The organism is Janibacter sp. GXQ6167 (assembly GCF_041365945.1).
In the GTDB taxonomy this organism is placed as follows: Bacteria; Actinomycetota; Actinomycetes; order Actinomycetales; family Dermatophilaceae; genus JBGFSK01.
On record NZ_JBGFSK010000024.1, the window covers coordinates 1 to 1,497 of the forward strand.

At 53.7% G+C, this 1,497-nt stretch carries 2 rRNA genes; both read right to left on the reverse strand.

The features are described 5' to 3' along the window. Positions 1-11: 11 nt before the first annotated feature. Positions 12-128: ribosomal RNA gene (gene rrf, locus AB8K43_RS15420) — 5S ribosomal RNA — on the reverse strand. 92 nt (positions 129-220) lie between these two features. Beyond that, positions 221-1,497, reverse strand: a 23S ribosomal RNA gene (locus tag AB8K43_RS15425); the annotation flags it as partial.

The window sequence follows — 1,497 nt, forward strand, 5'->3', positions numbered from 1 at the left end:
TATGAAAGTTTGTCCGGCTGTGTCCTACTCTCCCACACCGTCTCCAGTGCAGTACCATCGGCGCTGAGAGGCTTAGCTTCCGGGTTCGGAATGGGACCGGGCGTTTCCCTCTCGCTATAACAGCCGTAACTCTATGGAGATATCATGTAACCCTGTGTGTGTGGGTTGGGTGTATCTCGAGATACTGGACAGTGGACGCGATACAGTTTACGTTTTTGTGGTGTTTAAGTTATCGGCTTATTAGTACCAGTCAGCTTCACACATTGCTGTGCTTCCACATCTGGCCTATCAACCCAGTCGTCTAGCTGGGAGCCTCTCGAACCATTGGTTCATGGAAACCTCATCTTGAGACGTGCTTCCCGCTTAGATGCTTTCAGCGGTTATCACTTCCGAACGTAGCTAATCAGCGGTGCTCTTGGCAGAACAACTGACACACCAGAGGTTCGTCCAACCCGGTCCTCTCGTACTAGGGTCAGCCTCTCTCAAGTTTCCTACGCGCACAGCGGATAGGGACCGAACTGTCTCACGACGTTCTAAACCCAGCTCGCGTGCCGCTTTAATGGGCGAACAGCCCAACCCTTGGGAGCAACTCCACCCCCAGGATGCGACGAGCCGACATCGAGGTGCCAAACCATCCCGTCGATATGGACTCTTGGGGAAGATCAGCCTGTTATCCCCGGGGTACCTTTTATCCGTTGAGCGACGGCGCTTCCACAAGCCACCGTCGGGTCACTAGTTCCGACTTTCGTCCCTGCTTGACATGTCTGTCTCGCAGTCAAGCTCCCTTGTACACTTGCACTCGCCACCTGATTGCCAACCAGGCTGAGGGAACCTTTGAGCGCCTCCGTTACATTTTAGGAGGCAACCGCCCCAGTTAAACTACCCACCAGGCACTGTCCCTGATCCGGATCACGGACCGAGGTTAGATCACCAGAACGACCAGAGTGGTATTTCAACGTTGACTCCACACCCGCTGGCGCGGGTGTTTCACAGTCTCCCACCTATCCTACACAAGCCGTCCCGACAACCAATACCAAGCTATAGTGAAGGTCCCGGGGTCTTTCCGTCCTGCTGCGCGTAACGAGCATCTTTACTCGTAGTGCAATTTCGCCGAGTTCGCGGTTGAGACAGTGGAGAAGTCGTTACGCCATTCGTGCAGGTCGGAACTTACCCGACAAGGAATTTCGCTACCTTAGGATGGTTATAGTTACCACCGCCGTTTACTGGGGCTTAAATTCTGAGCTTCGAACCNTGAGACAGTGGAGAAGTCGTTACGCCATTCGTGCAGGTCGGAACTTACCCGACAAGGAATTTCGCTACCTTAGGATGGTTATAGTTACCACCGCCGTTTACTGGGGCTTAAATTCTGAGCTTCGAACCCCGAAGGGTCCTAACCCGTCCTCTTAACCTTCCAGCACCGGGCAGGCGTCAGTCCGTATACATCGTCTTGCGACTTCGCACGGACCTGTGTTTTTAGTAAACAGTCGCTTCTCCCTG